Origin of the sequence: Rhodococcus sp. 14C212 (genome assembly GCF_011058195.1) — a bacterium.
GTDB classification, from domain to species: domain Bacteria; phylum Actinomycetota; class Actinomycetes; order Mycobacteriales; family Mycobacteriaceae; genus Rhodococcus; species Rhodococcus aetherivorans.
In genome coordinates, this window is sequence record NZ_JAALEH010000052.1 from 23,458 (window position 1) to 37,062 (window position 13,605).

Genomic DNA, 13,605 nt, shown 5'->3' on the forward strand with positions numbered 1-13,605 from the left:
ATGTCCTTCTTTCGATCCGTTGATGAGTGGCCGCGCTCAGGCGAGCGCGACGATCACACTCTTGAGCTGCGTGTAGCCGAGCAGTGCTTCGATGCCCTTCTCGCGGCCGATGCCGCTGGCCTTGTATCCGCCGAAGGGGATCTCGACGCCGGCGCCGGCGTAGCGGTTGATCTGCACCTGTCCGGCCTGCAAGTCTCGGGCAACCCGGTGAGCACGTCCGACGTCGGCGGTGAACACCCCGGCCGACAGTCCGTAAGGCGTGTCGTTCGCCTGCTCGATCGCCTCGTCGAGGTCGTCGAACGCGAGCACCGACTGGACCGGTCCGAACACCTCCTGCCGAGCGATCGGCATGTCGTTGGTCACCGACGTGACGAGCGTCGGCACCACGAAGAAGCCCGAATCCCGTTCGGCGGGCGGATGTCCGCCGGCGACCACCTCGGCGCCGCCGGCACGGGCCTGCTCGACGATGCTGAGCACACGGTCCCGCTGCGCCCCGGACACCAAAGGACCGAGATCGGGATCGTCCACCCCCCGTCCGACGCTCAGTCCCTGCATCCCTGCCGCGACACGCTCGACGAACTCGTCGTGGACACTGCGGTGCACGAACAAGCGGGTGGTCGCAAAGCACGACTGCCCCGAATTGCGGATGACCGCGAGGGCACCGGCCTTCGCCGCGCGAGGAAGATCTGCGTCCGCGCAGACGATCGTCGGCGACTTGCCGCCGAGTTCGAGATGGCAGCCGACGATCCGCTCCGCGGCGATCCGCCCGACGCGCTGCCCGGACGTGACCGATCCGGTGAAAGCGATATGGCGCACCAGATCATGGCGCACGAGCGCCTCACCCACCGAGGGACCATCACCGAGCACGACGTTGCACACGCCGGCGGGCAGGCCCGCGTCGACCAGCAGGACCGCCACCAGGCTCGTGGTGAGCGGCGTGAGTTCGGACGGCTTGACGACCACAGTGTTACCCGCGGCCAGACACGGGGCCACCCCGCGCATCATCTGACTGATGGGTGCGTTCCACGGCGTGATGTGGGCGACCACACCGTACGGTTCGCGCACGGTGTAGGCGAGGGTGTCGTCCGCCTGCGGGATGGTCTCACCGCCGAACTTGTCGCAAGCGCCCGCGTAGTACTCGAGATAACGCGCGGTGACGGCGATATCTCCTCGGGCCTGGGAGATCGGCTTTCCCGTGTCGATGGACTCGAGCAGCGCGAGCGTCTCGGCGTGGGCGCGGACCGCCTCGGCAGCACGGACGAGCACGCGACCCCGCTCGACCGGCGCGGTGCGTGCCCAGCCGCGCCGGGCGGCGTGCGCGTTCTCGACCGCGGCCCCCACCGCGTCCACCGGCGTCTGCGCGAAGTGTGCGACGACTTCTTCGGTGGCCGGGTCGTACACCGGAAACGTCGGCGAACCGGCGTCCACCGCGGTCCACTCGCCGGCGACGACGGCGGTCAGGGTCTCGGGTAACGTGCCCGCGATCAGGTCTGTGATCATCGGGGAAGCGAGTGTGCTCATCTGCCTCACCTCAGGCGAGTTCGTGGGCTGCGTTCGGAGCGAACTGCGGAGCGCGCCGCTCGCGGTGTGAGCCGACGCCCTCCCGGACATCGGGGCCGTTGAATGCGAGGAACTCGAGGGCGAGCGACGAGTCGAAGATCGGCCCTGCTTGGCGGTACCAGCCGTTGATCGCCTGTTTCGTCCAGCGGATCGCGTCCTGCGCCCCCGACGCCAGATCGGTCGCCACGGTCGTGGCGGTCTCGAGCAGATCCTCCTTGTCGACCGAGACCGACACCAGACCCGCGCGTTCCGCGTCGGCGCCGGAAATCTCACGGCACGTCATGAGCAGGTACTTCGACTTCGCGATGCCGCACAGGAGCGGCCACACCGCCGCGGCGTGATCGCCGGCTGCGACGCCGAGCCGGGTGTGCCCGTCGATGATCCGCGCGTCCTTCGCGGCGACCGAGATGTCCGCCATGAGTGCGATCACCAGTCCCGCTCCCACGGCGGGACCGTGAATCGCGGACACGATGGGTTTCGAGCAGCCGATGATGTTGTAGTAGAGGTCGCGCGCTTCCTGCATCACCCGCATGTTGATTCGGTGGTCGGCGATCTGCGCCTCGACCATGTCGAAGCTGCCGCCGGCGGAGAAGGCTTTGCCCACGCCGCGCACAAGAACCACGCGGACCTCGGGGTCGCGGTCGATCGCCTGCCAGATGAGCGCCAGTTCGCGATGCTGGTCTTCGGTCACGGCGTTGAGATTGGGCCCGTCGAAGACGAGTTCGAGCACGCCGGGATGGTTGTTCTCGAACTTCAGGCTGGAGAACTGCTTGTACGTGGACAGCATGGGCGTTTCCTTCGTGGCGGGTGGGGTCAGGAGGTGAGGTCGGCGGGGGTGGACCAGGTGGTGAGGACGTCGTCGACGGTGGCTCCCTCGCGGGCGGACAGGCCCGGTCGGCGGGCCGGGGTCCGGTGCAGACGCGGTGAGGGCGCGGGATGGAGAATTCCGTCCACGTCGACGTACACGCCGCGTTCGACGTTGTGCGCGTCGCGCGCGGCCTCGGGGAAGTTCAGCACCGGTGTGACGCAGGCGTCGGTGCCGTCGAAGATCTCGGTCCACTCGGCCATCGATCGGGTGCCGATCCGGTCCTCGATCAAGGTCCGCAGCTGCGGCCAGTTCCCTTCGTCGTCCCGGTCGGGCCATGCGGCGGTATCGGAGCCCAGTCCGGCGAGAAACGCCCGGTAGAAGTCCGCTTCGAGGGCGCCCACTGCGACGAATCGCCCGTCGGCGCACCGGTAGGTGTCGTAGAACGGCGCGCCGTTGTCGATGTGGTTGGTTCCGGGTTCGTCGGAGAACAAGCCCGCAGCGCGCAATCCCTGCATCCGGGCGGTGAGCAGCGCCGCACCGTCGACCATGGACACGTCGACGACCTGCCCCTGCCCGGACCGGGTGGCCTCGAGGACGGCGCAGACGATGCCGAACGCGCCGAGGGCCCCGCCGCCGGCGTAGTCACCGAGGTAGTTCACCGCCGGGCGGGGGCGTGCATCGGGGTGCCCCAGCGTGTGGAGTACACCGGACTGCGCGACGTAGTTGATGTCGTGGCCGACGGACTTCGCCAATCGACCCGACTGGCCGTAGCCGGTGATCCGCGCGAACACGATCGCCGGATTGCGGTCGAGGACCACGTCGGGACCGAGGCCGAGCCGTTCGACAACGCCCGGTCGGTAGCCTTCCATGAAGATGTCCGCCGAGTCGAGCAGGCGGAGCACGGACTCGATGCCGGCTGGGTCTTTCAGGTCGACCTCCACGGAACTCGTCCCGCGATTGACCACGTCCCGTTCCGGGGAAAGTCCTGTGGTTTGGCCGATCTCGCGCGCGGAACGGTGCCGCGGGCGGGCGACGCGGACGACCTCGGCTCCCATGTCGGACAGCAGCATCGAGATGAACGGAGTCGGTCCGAGTCCTTCGAGGACGACGACCCGGACGCCGGCGAGTGCGCCGACACCGTTCCGCGCGGTCATCAGTACGACCTCGGGAGCTTGAGCACGTTGTGCGAGACGAAGTTGAGCACCATCTCCTGCGAGAACGGCGCGTTCTTCTGCAGGCGGCATTCACGCCACAGCCGCTCGATGTGGTACTCCTTCGAGTAGGCGTAGCCGCCCAGGGTCGACATCGCCCGGTCGCAGGCCTCGAATCCGGCTTCGGCGCCGAGGAATTTCGCCGCGGCAGCCTCCTTGCCGCACTTCTGGCCCGTGTCGAACAGGTACGCCGCGTGCATGGCCATGCGCTCGGCGGCCTCGAGGCGGATCCACGAGTCGGCCAGCGGATGTGCCACGGCCTGGTTCTTGCCGATGGGTCGGTCGAACACGACACGGTCCTTGGCGTACTGGACAGCGATGTCCATCGCGGCGCGACCGATACCGATCTGCTCCATGGCGACGACGATGCGCTCCGGATTGAGTCCGTCGATCAGGTACTGGAATCCCTTGCCGACCTCACCGACGACCTCGTCGTCCCGCACCGGAAGATTGTCGATGAACAGCTCGTTCGAGTCGAGGGCCGAGCGGCCGCACTTCTCGATCTCGCGGACCGTGATGTGGTCGCGGTTCATGTCGGTGAAGAAGATCGTCATGCCGTCGAGCGGGTTGTTCTCGTCGCGCGGCGAGGTGCGGGTTAGCAGCAGGATCTTGTCGGCGTTCTGTGCGTTGCTGATCCACACCTTCTGGCCGTTGACGACCCAGCCGTCGTCGACCTTCTTGGCCATGGTGCGGATGCGGGAGGTGTCGACGCCGGCGGTGGGTTCGGTGACACCGAAGCACATGAGGATCTCACCGCTGGCGATCTTCGGCAGCCATTGCTTCTTCATCGCCTCGGACCCGAAGTTGATGATCGGCGCGGGCGGGAAGATCGAGAAATGGATCGCCGAGGCGCCGCTGTTGGCGGCACCGGAGGCGGAGATCTCGTAGAGCATCACGGCCGCCTCGGTCATGCCGAGTCCGAGTCCGCCGTATTCCTCGGGAATGATCAAGCCCAGCCAGCCGCCGTCGGCGAACGCCTTGACGAACTCGCGCGGGTACTCGGCCTTCTTGTCCTTCTGCCGCCAGTACTCCAGGTCGAAGCTGCGGGCCAGCTCTCGTGTCGCCTTCCGGACGACGTCGACGGTGCTCTCGTCGGTGATGGTGCTCATGAGTACTCTCCTACTTCTGCAGACGGGGGATGGCGCCGAAGCTTTCCGGCGAGTCGAGTGCGGCGAGGTCACCCGTCGGTTCGTCGAGATGGCGCGCGCGGATGACGCGGCGCATGATCTTGCCGTTCTTGGTTTTCGGCAGTGCCGAGACGACGTGGACGGTGGGGGCGAACGACCGCCCGACGTTGTGTTCGGCCGTGGACACGAGGTCGTCCTGATCGACGTCCTCGTCCTTGACGACGACGAAGGCGACGACTTTCTGTCCGCGTTGCTCGTCGGGCACACCGATCACGGCGACCTCGACGAGGCGGGAATCCTTGAGGAGCGCGGCCTCGAGTTCGGCCGGCCCGATCCGCCGACCGGACACCTTCATCGTGTCGTCCGACCGACCGTGGATCTTCCAGCTCCCGGAGGGGGACACGCTCGCCAGGTCACCGTGGACCCACACATCGAGGAAGGTGTCCCAGTAGGTCTTCAGGTAGCGGTCGGTGTCCCGCCAGAACGAATGCGTCATGCCGGGCCAGGTGTTCATCACGGCCAGCTCACCGATCTCGTCGAAGACCGGCGTACCGGTCGCGTCGAGGACGGCGGCGTCCATGCCGAGCATGGGGCCGTTGAACGACGCCGCGTCGGCGGCGAGGAACGGATAGCAGACGACGATCCCGCCGGGGACCTCGGTGCCGCCGCTGTAGTTGACGATCGGACGTTCGCCCTTGCCGACATGGTCGAACAGCCACCGCCACGTGGGTTCGTCCCAGGCCTCGCCGGTGGAAGCGAAGGAGACGAGCGTGGAGAGATCGTGTTCGATCGCCTCGTCACCGGTGGCGGCCATGACGGCGCGTGCGGCGGTCGGGGCGATGCCCTGCAGGGTGACACCGTTGCGTTCGATGATCTCCCACAGCCGGGACGAGGTCGGGTACGTGGGCACCCCTTCGGTCAGCACGAGCGTGGCGCCGTGCTGGAGGACTCCGATCAGGAGGACGCCGTAGAGCATCCATCCGATGTCGGCGATCCAGGCGACGACATCGCCCTGGTGGACGTCGAACCCGTACGCCGCGTCGACGCCGCACTTGACGGCCAGTCCGCCGTGGGAGTGGACGATGCCCTTCGGTGCGCCCGTGGTTCCGGAGGTGTAGGCGATGACCACGGGATCATTGGGGTCGGTGTGTGCGGTCTCGACGGGGTCGGGGTCTGCGGGGAGCTCGTCCCAGTAGAGGTCCCGATCTGCGGTCATCGGAGCGTCGTCGCCGAGGTTGCGCACCACGATGACTGTGCGGACCGAAGACGTATCGGCGAGTGCCTCGTCCGCGGTCTCTTTGAGAGGGACCCGCTTGCCTCGGCGCGTCGTGGCGTCTGCGGTCACGAGCACGACCGCCTCGGAGCTGCGGATGCGAGAGGCCACGGCCTCGGCGCCGTATCCGGAGAATGCGGGCACGACCACTGCGCCGATCATGGCGGCGCCAAGGAATGCCACCGCGGTCTCGGTGACCACCGGGGCGAACAACACGATCCGGTCGCCCTTGCCGACCCCGAGGCCCTGCAGGTTGGCGGCGAAGCGGCGCACCTCACGGTCGAGTTCGGCGAAGGTCAGCGACCGGCGCACGCCGTTGTCGGCCTCGTAGACGATCGCGTCCCGATCGGCGACCGCACCGGTCGCGAAGCGGTGCGAGCACAGGTGCGCAAGATTGATCTCCCCTCCGGTGAACCACTGCGGAAGGGGCTTGCCGGCGGAGTCGTCGAGCACAGCGGTGAACGGCCGCGCGAATTCGATGTCGAGATCCTCGATCACGGCCCGCCAGAACCATTCGGGGTCGTCGATCGACGCGGTATGCAGGTCTTCGACGGAGTCGTATCCCCACTGCTTCATCGCGCCGAGCAGCCGGTTGCGGGAAATGATCTTCTCGGTCGGGATCCAGGCGGGCGAGGAGGAAGTCCCGAAGACGCATTGACCCTTCATTGCACGTCCTTCTTGTGTGGTGGATGGGTCAGCTGGGGCGCTTGAGCATGAGGCCGTTGCGTCGCGCGTCGCAGACGATCTCGTCGCGCTGGTTGAGGCCGAGGTGGCGGAAGAACACGATGCCGGCATCCGTGCGGCTCTTGGATTCTCGCTTGCCGATGATCTCGGTGCGAACGTGGATCGTGTCGCCGTGGAATACCGGCTTGGGGAAGGTGATCTCCTCGAACCCGAGATTCGCGACCGTCGTGCCGAGGGTGGTCTCGGGCACCGGGACGCCGCAGACCAGTCCGAGGATGTAGAGGCTGTTGACCAGCCGCTGGCCGAATTCGGTGTCCTTGCTGTACTCCGCGTCCAAGTGAAGTGGCGCGAGATTCAGCGTCAGCGAGCTGAACAGCACGTTGTCGTACTCGGAAACGGTCCGCCTCGTGGGATGGTCGATGACGAGACCGGGTTCGAATTCCTCGAAGTACAAACCGGGCATGTCTGCGCCCTGCCTTTCCGTGTGTTGCCTTGTTAAACACGTCTGGTGTCTGGGGGAGAACGCCTGGCAATGCGGGCCAGGCTCCGGGGAGATTTCGCATCCGCTGTGCGCGGAGCGGACGTCGAAGGCGGGATCTGCACCGCCACCGACAACGTTAATCTAACGCAGATTAACGTTGTCGTCAACGGCGTGTCCTGTGCTAATTTCGAACCGATGACCGACACGACACGCGGGACCGAGTCGCCCTCGGCCGCTGGAACCAAAGCTGCGCGAACTCGCGAGCGCATCATGGATGCGACTGCGCGGGTGATCGGCCGGCGAGGTTACGTCGGCACCCGCCTCTCGGAGGTCGCCAAGGAGGCCGGCCTGCAGGCGGCCGCGATCTACTACCACTTCCCGTCTCGCGAGGCGCTGGTCGAAGAAGTCATCCGCGAGGGAACGACGCAGGTCAACATGCATGTTCGCGATGCCCTGGACGGGTTGCCCGCGCATACCGACCCGCTGGAACGCATTGCGGTTGCGGTCGATGCGCATCTTCGTGTGACCCTTGGGATGTCGGAATACACCATCGCTGCGGTGCGCAACTCGCGGCAGTTGCCCGAGTCGATGCGCGACGCGATTCGGGTCGACGAGGAAACCTACGGCGCGCTGTGGCGTGGTCTCATCAACGACGCCCACGAAGCCGGCCTCATCAGGCGTGATGCCGACCCGTTCCTCACCCGCATGCTCATCTTCGGCGCTCTGAACTGGGCCGTGGAATGGTGGCGCCCGGAAAGCGTTTCTCTCGAGGATACGATCGAGACCGCGCAGATCATTGTTCGCAGGGGCTTGGAGAACCGGCCTCCCGAGATCGCCTCCCCCGTGTTCATCGAGCCGCACTTCTAGCGCGTCTCCCGCCTCGTAAACCACCGGTCACAGCAGTGGCCCCGCCCTGGACGCCGGCCCGGCCCGTCCACCGGATCAACGGCAGTGTCAGCGACATTGCGGAACTCACATTTCTCGGCGTCGAACTGTCGTAGCGCTTCGGCCCGACTCGCCTATTGTCATCTGCATCACGTTAATCTACGATAGATTCACACAGCAAGAGGTGCCGGTGCCTTCATCGCGATCACTCCACACTGAGTCCAATTCCGTTGATACGGAAGTTCATTCCGTCAAACTGCCTGTCCGCGCCTGTGCGTCGAGCATGGCCGGAAGCGTAAGACCCCGAAGGAGATATCCCTCCATGACCACATTGCGACCGTATCGTTCCATGCTCTTCGTCCCGGGACACAAGGGATCATGGGCCGACAAAGCCGTAGCGACGGGCACCGACGCGATCATTCTCGACCTGGAGGACTCGGTTCCCGCCTCGGACAAGGAACTCGCCCGGAAGACTGTCGTCGAGTCGATCTCTCGACTCCATGACCAGGGCATTCGCGCCGATGTATGGGTGCGACCGAATAGTCGCGTCACCGGACTGATGGGCGCCGACCTCGACGCAGTCGTTGTCCCCGGTGTCGCAGGACTGCTGCTCCCCAAAACCTTCGACGCCAAGGACATCATCCAGATCGATGCCGTCGTGTCCCATCTCGAGGAGACCCGAAACCTCCCTGCAGGGGAGATCGGGCTGCTCCTGAGCCTCGAAACCGCATCGTCGATGGCGAACTGCGAGGACATGGCTGCCGCCGTGCCACGTGTCGCCTCGCTCCTCGGCGCGACGGGACCGAACGCCGACGTCGGACGTGAACTCGGATTCGAATTTACGCCTGAGGGCCTCGAAACCCTCTACCTGCGCAGCCGCATCGTGCTCGCATGCCGGGCAAACGGGCTGCACCACCCGATCGGCGGTGTGTGGCAGGCCATCAAGGACCTCGACGGGTTCCGGACATTTGCGGAGGACAATCGTCGACTCGGCTACCGGGGCATGGCCCTCATCCACCCGTCCCATGTCGAGATCACCAACGAGGTCTTCACACCGTCGCCCGAGAAGGTCGAATTCTACCGTCGCATGGTGCAGGCCTTCCGTGATGCCGAGGCACAGGGGCACGGCGCGGTCGACTTCGAAGGCCAGCACATCGATCTCGCCCACGCCAAGACCGCCGAAGGCGTCATCGCCCTCGCCGAGGCAGTGTCCGCAGTCTGATCCCGACCTCGGATCGGCACTTCACCGGCGCCGTACCCCTCCCCCCCTTTCCCGAGCCATCCAGAAGGATCGCCATGCCCACCTCCGACGTGTCCACACCACCGGTGCATGTCACCGAATCGGCGGCGCGCCGCCGTGCCATCTACGCCGGCGTGATCGGCAACTTCATCGAGTGGTACGACTTCGGTCTGTACGGCTTTTTTGCCGTGACCATTTCGGTATTGTTCTTCCCGGCTTCCGACCCGACCGCGGCGCTCCTGTCCACCTTCGCGGTATTCGCCCTGGGGTTCCTCATCCGCCCGCTCGGCGCATTCGTCTTCGGCTGGATCGGCGACCGCATCGGCCGACGAGCATCCCTCCTGGCCGCCGTGATCCTCATGAGCCTGTCGACCGTCCTGCTGGGCTTGTTGCCCACCTACGCCAGCATCGGCGTCTGGGCCACCGTCCTGCTCGTTGCCCTCAGGATGTTCCAGGGGCTGTCCGCCGGCGGCGAGTACGCCGGCGCCACGATCTACGTGGTCGAGCACGCTCCGCGAGGATGGCGCGGCCGGTACGGTTCCCTGTCGCCCGCTGCCGTCGGAGTCGGGACCGCCACCGCAGCTGTGGTGTCACTCATCGTGACCTCGTCGCTGACCGAGGCCGACCTCAGCTCGTGGGGCTGGCGCATCCCGTTCCTGCTGTCCGGGCCGCTGGGTGTCATCGCCATCATCCTGCGGATGCGAATCGAGGAGAGCCCCGAATTCCAGGCGGTCCGCGATTCCGGCCAGGTCGAGTCCGCGCCCCTCGCCGAGGGCTTCCGCGTGGCGAAGAAATCGATGGCCACGGTGTTCGGGTGGAACATGCTCAACGGCGTCTCCTTCTACATGCTCACCGGATTCACGGTGGCCTACATGATGAAGGTGTCGGAACTGACCTACACCGCATCGCTCAGCGCCCTGGCCGTCGCACTGCTCTTCTATACCTGCGTGTCCCCGTTCTACGGACTGTGTGTGGACAAGCTCAGCCGACGCCAGGTCGCGATGTTCTCCTCCCTGGGCATGGCCGCGTTCGCCCCCCTGGCGTTCTTCTTGCTCCAGCAGCAAACATTCGCATCGTCACTGCTGGCCCTGATGGGAATCGCATTCTTCGCCGCCGGTGTGACCTCCATCGTGGCGGTCTCCATGGTCGACCTCTTCCCCGCCCGCATCCGGTTCTCTGCCGGCGCAGTCCCGTACCAGATTTCCATCGCCGTCTTCGGCGGCACCGCCCCCTACGTGGCCACCTGGCTGGGAGGAACCTCCGTCGAGCTGGCGCCCGGGTACTACCTCGCGCTGATCTCCCTGATCGCCGCCTCCGTCGCGTGGTTCGGGTTCAAGGGAGTCGACGAGAACACCAACGCCGAGTTGATCGCCCGCAGCGCCGAAGGTGTCGAACAGTGACCTGACGCGCTGAGGAACCGGCACAGCATGTCGCTGTGCCGGCTTCTCGGGTTTCGGCGCCCTTCATTTCCACAGACGAGAGGTTTGAGCATGTCGACGGTAACCACGGATCGTCGTGGATCGATCGCAGTGATCTATCTGAACAACCCACCCGTGAACATGGGCAACGCGTCCCTGAGAGCCGACCTCGCCCGGACGCTACAAGAAATTGCCGCGGATTCGACGGTCGACGCGGTGGTCGTCGCCTCCGAACTGCAACACTTCTATGCCGGCTCGGACATCAACGAGTTCGCCGGCGAGCTCACAGAGCCGCAACTGCCGTCCGTCATCGCAGCCCTCGAGAATCTCGACGTGCCGGTGGTCGCCGCGATCACCGGTCTCGCTCTGGGCGGTGGGCTCGAATTCGTTCTCGGCTGCGATCGCCGGATCGGGGATCCCTCCGTGCAGCTCGGGTTCCCCGAGGTCACCCTCGGAATGGTGCCCGGTGCCGGAGGGACCGTGCGCACGCCTCGCCTCACCGGTGTCCCCACCGCCATCGATCTGGTGACGTCGGCGCGACGAATCGACAGTGAGGAGGCACTCCGCGTCGGACTACTCGACGAGATCGTTCCGACAGCCAGTCTCGTCGCTCGTGCGGTCGAGCTGGCCCGGTCCATGACGGCCAAATCTCGGGTGATCGACCGGCCGGTGCCCTCCGCGCGCGAAGAGGACGTCGACGCGGCCATCGCGCGGGTGAGCCGACGAGCACGCCCGAACGTGCTCGAAGCGGTCGACCTGGTTCGGCGCGCAGGCGACGGCGACGTCCACGAGGCGCTCACCACCGAACGCACAGTCTTCGACAGACTCCGGAAATCGGACGAAGCACGTAACCTGCGCTACCTGTTCTTCGCGCGCCGTGCGGCGGCGAAGGCTCTCCGATCACCCGCCGCCCCGGCGGCGGTGCGAACGGTGGGCATCGCCGGCGCGGGAACCATGGGTGCCTCCCTCGCCCGAACCTTCGCCGATCACGGTTACACGGTCGTCGTCTACGACAGAAATCTCGCCGCAGTGGAACGACTCGCAGCCGAGGAAAGCGGGATCCGCGCCGCCACCGACATCACCGGCCTGGCCGATGCCGATCTCGTCATGGACGCGGTGTTCGAGGACATGGAGGTCAAGACCGAGTTGCTCAGAGCTCTCGAGACCACCCTGCGTGACGACACGGTGATCGCGAGCAACACCTCGTATCTCGATCTCGACGAGATGTCGCGTGCGCTCGTGCACCGGAACCGATTCGCGGGGCTGCACTTCTTCAACCCGCCGCACCGCAACCCCCTCGTCGAGCTGATCCGCACTCCGGCGACCGACGACACCACCGCAGCTACCCTCGCCCGGATCATCACCACACTTGACAAAGTCGGCATTCCGGCCGGTATCGACGACGGGTTCGTCGCCAATCGCGTCTACGCCGACTACCGCACCCAGGTCGAATTCCTGGTGGAGGAAGGCGCCTCACCCGCCGACGTGGACCGTGCGATGCGCGGGCTCGGCATGCCGTTCGGCCCCTTCGCTGTGGCCGATATGTCCGGCCTGGACATTGCCTGGGCACGGCGCAAGCGCCTGGCGGCGACGAGGGATCCGCAGCAACGTTATGTCGCGATCCCCGATCGGCTCTGTGAAGCAGGCCGACTCGGGCAGAAGACCGGAGCAGGATGGTTTACGTATCCGGAGGGTTCTCGACGTGGAGAGCCTGATCCTGAGGTCGACACGATCATCGACACCGAACGGGGGATCAAGGGGATCGAGCCGCGCCGGATCGACGATGTGGAGATCCGAAACCGAGTCCTCGCGTCGATGCTGGTTGCGGCCGCGGCCCTGCTGGACTCCGGAGTCGCCGGACGCGCGTCCGACATCGATGTCGCCATGACCGAAGGGTTCGCCTTTCCCAAGGCGCTCGGTGGTCCGATCCGAGCGATGTCTACCTGGGAGGACAGCGCGATCATCAGTGCCCTCGCTGTGGTGCACGAATCCTGCCCCGTGACGTTCGCAGTGGCAGAACCCGCAGCACGGGGGCAACTCCCGGAATCTGTCGCGCGGTGCCTGGACGAAGCTCGCACACGGCCATGACGCGCACCCACGGCGACAGGGTCGTGCCTGCGATCCACTACCGTGGAGCAGTGACCATGGATGCTCCGAACAAGCGACACGGTGGAGATACTGCCGTGCGCGACGGCGCGTCCACCCGCCAGCTCATTCTGGATGCTGCTGCAGAGGTCATGTACAGGGAAGGGTACGGGGGAACCAAGCTCTCTGACATCGCGGAGATCGTCGGAATCAAGACGCCGGCGATCTACCGCCACTTCGCCTCGCGCGAGGATCTCGTCGATGAGGTAATGACGGTCGGGCACCGCCGGTTCATCGAGCACGTGACCGCTGTCATCGAGGCACTTCCCGCAACCGCGACGCCACTCGATCGGATCCTGGCGGCTGTCGGCGGCCATCTGGAGGTCGCGCTGACGATCTCGCACTACGCGGCGGCGTCGACGCGGAACATGAGCCAGATGCCCGATGCCATCCGAGAGCGCCAACAGGAATTGCGCCGCGAGTACGGCGCGATCTGGCGACGGCATCTGGCAGAGGCGGCCGAAGCTGGCCAGCTTCACCCTGGATTGAACCTGTATGCAGCGCAGGGGCTGATCATCGGAGCCCTGAGCTGGTCGAACGAATGGTGGGATCCTGAACGAGGCGCCCTCCAATCCCTGATTCGAAACGCACAAGCCCTCGTCCTTCACGGGATCGGCCGCCAATGAGCTGGGCCCGATAACGGCGATCATGCTTATCCGGTTAGATCAGGTGAGTTTGGCTGCGCCCGGTCCGGTCGCGACGATCTGCCGGTAGGTCGTGGGCTGCTGCCGGGACTGCAGGCCGAGCAGGGTCTGGAAGGCGGCCATCGGGGT

The 13,605-nt window shown here is 66.0% G+C and carries 11 protein-coding genes; 5 read left to right on the top strand and 6 right to left on the bottom strand.

Annotated elements, in window-relative coordinates:
- Positions 1 to 36: 36 nt before the first annotated feature.
- The 6 genes from G6038_RS20180 to G6038_RS20205 are packed head-to-tail and all read right to left on the bottom strand — an operon-like array spanning position 37 to position 7,285.
- The gene (locus tag G6038_RS20180) at positions 37 to 1,521 is read right to left on the bottom strand and encodes an aldehyde dehydrogenase family protein (protein WP_206025280.1); all 1,485 of its coding nucleotides are present in this window, start codon (positions 1,519 to 1,521) and stop codon (positions 37 to 39) included.
- Between the two features lie 10 nt (positions 1,522 to 1,531).
- On the bottom strand, positions 1,532 to 2,347 hold the full coding sequence (locus G6038_RS20185; protein ID WP_165039558.1) for an enoyl-CoA hydratase/isomerase family protein: 816 nt from the start codon (positions 2,345 to 2,347) through the stop codon (positions 1,532 to 1,534).
- A 26-nt stretch (positions 2,348 to 2,373) separates the two neighbouring features.
- The gene (locus G6038_RS20190) at positions 2,374 to 3,522 is read right to left on the bottom strand and encodes a CaiB/BaiF CoA-transferase family protein (RefSeq protein ID WP_165039559.1); all 1,149 of its coding nucleotides are present in this window, start codon (positions 3,520 to 3,522) and stop codon (positions 2,374 to 2,376) included.
- Positions 3,522 to 4,688, bottom strand: a complete 1,167-nt coding sequence (locus G6038_RS20195) for an acyl-CoA dehydrogenase family protein (RefSeq protein ID WP_165039560.1) — start codon at positions 4,686 to 4,688, stop codon at positions 3,522 to 3,524. Before G6038_RS20195 ends, G6038_RS20190 begins: the two co-directional genes overlap by 1 nt.
- A gap of 10 nt (positions 4,689 to 4,698) precedes the next feature.
- On the bottom strand, positions 4,699 to 6,645 hold the full coding sequence (locus G6038_RS20200) for an AMP-binding protein (RefSeq protein WP_165039561.1): 1,947 nt from the start codon (positions 6,643 to 6,645) through the stop codon (positions 4,699 to 4,701).
- A 28-nt stretch (positions 6,646 to 6,673) separates the two neighbouring features.
- Positions 6,674 to 7,285, bottom strand: a complete 612-nt coding sequence (locus G6038_RS20205) for a MaoC family dehydratase (protein WP_346772869.1) — start codon at positions 7,283 to 7,285, stop codon at positions 6,674 to 6,676.
- A gap of 54 nt (positions 7,286 to 7,339) precedes the next feature.
- Between G6038_RS20205 and G6038_RS20210 the strand changes: the two genes are divergently transcribed.
- From G6038_RS20210 to G6038_RS20230, 5 genes are all read left to right on the top strand, one after another.
- Positions 7,340 to 8,011 carry a TetR/AcrR family transcriptional regulator gene (locus G6038_RS20210; protein ID WP_100055714.1) on the top strand — a complete coding sequence of 224 codons (672 nt, stop codon included), beginning with the start codon at positions 7,340 to 7,342 and terminating at the stop codon, positions 8,009 to 8,011.
- Between the two features lie 349 nt (positions 8,012 to 8,360).
- Positions 8,361 to 9,251: a CoA ester lyase gene (locus tag G6038_RS20215; RefSeq protein ID WP_165039571.1), complete on the top strand. Its 891-nt coding sequence runs from the start codon at positions 8,361 to 8,363 to the stop codon at positions 9,249 to 9,251.
- Positions 9,252 to 9,325: 74 nt separating this feature from the next.
- Positions 9,326 to 10,669, top strand: a complete 1,344-nt coding sequence (locus G6038_RS20220) for an MFS transporter (RefSeq protein WP_165039563.1) — start codon at positions 9,326 to 9,328, stop codon at positions 10,667 to 10,669.
- A 90-nt stretch (positions 10,670 to 10,759) separates the two neighbouring features.
- A complete protein-coding gene (locus G6038_RS20225) occupies positions 10,760 to 12,775 on the top strand; it encodes a 3-hydroxyacyl-CoA dehydrogenase NAD-binding domain-containing protein (RefSeq protein WP_165039564.1) in 2,016 nt (671 codons plus the stop codon).
- A gap of 56 nt (positions 12,776 to 12,831) precedes the next feature.
- Positions 12,832 to 13,458, top strand: coding sequence for a TetR/AcrR family transcriptional regulator (locus tag G6038_RS20230; RefSeq protein WP_240918610.1), 627 nt, complete (start codon positions 12,832 to 12,834; stop codon positions 13,456 to 13,458).
- Positions 13,459 to 13,605: the final 147 nt, after the last annotated feature.